Source organism: Streptomyces botrytidirepellens (assembly GCF_003721215.1).
Classification (GTDB): domain Bacteria; phylum Actinomycetota; class Actinomycetes; order Streptomycetales; family Streptomycetaceae; genus Streptomyces; species Streptomyces himastatinicus.
Genome location: NZ_RIBZ01000401.1, coordinates 1 through 849, shown reverse-complemented (window position 1 = coordinate 849; position 849 = coordinate 1). Strand labels below are relative to the sequence as shown.

At 79.2% G+C, this 849-nt stretch carries 1 protein-coding gene; it reads left to right on the top strand.

The annotated features are described in order from the left end of the window. Positions 1-849, top strand: an 849-nt coding sequence (locus EEJ42_RS31185; protein ID WP_342778353.1) for a protein kinase, incomplete at both ends; no start/stop codon positions are given.

Genomic DNA, 849 nt, shown 5'->3' with positions numbered 1-849 from the left:
GCCGCGGACGACGCGCAGGGCGCGGCCGCGCGCGCCGCGCGGGCGAAGGCCATCGCCGCGTACGCGGCAGGAGCCCGTGCGGCCGCCGCCCGGATGGGCGTCGACGCCCCCCATCACCACCCCGTCCAGGAGCCGGAGCCGCTCACCGGCGGCGGCGCGCCCTGGCCCGACTCCGCTTCCGGCTCCGCTTCGCCGGAAGGCGCCACCGTGCCCCGGCAGCCGAACGGGGAGGACGGCGGCGGTTCCTGGGACGGCGGCGGCACGCCGGACGACGGCCCGCCGCGCGGCCCCACCACCGCGCTCGCCGCCGAACGGGCCCGGCAGGCGCGGATCGTCGTGGTCGGCGCCGTCACCGAGCGCTGGGCGCCCGAGCAGGCCGGTCCCGTCCACGAGAACTGGCGGCTGGCGCCGCCCGTCGGCCCCGCCGCCGACCTGTGGGCACTCGGCGTGCTGCTCTTCCGCGCCGTCCAGGGCCACGCCCCGTACCCGGAGGAGAACGCCGCCGAGCTGGTGCAGATGGTGTGCGCGGAGGCACCCGCCTACGCGGAGGAGTGCGGTCCGCTGCGTCCCGTCGTCGAGTCGCTGATGCGGCAGGACCCCACCGAGCGGCCCGACTTCGAGGAGCTGCGCGGCTGGCTGCGCTCGCTGATCAGGTCGGCGCCGGAGCCGGACGTCGGCAGCAGTACGGTCACCGTTCCGTCGATCGGTCCGGGCGGCGCGTCCGACCCCAAGCGGTTGCCGATCGTGCGCCGCCGCGGCTGGCTGGTGCGCAGGGGCCGACCCCGCCCGGAGCGGGCGGCGGCCGCGCACGGGCGGCACAAGCGGGCGAAGCAGGCCGCGCGCGAACCG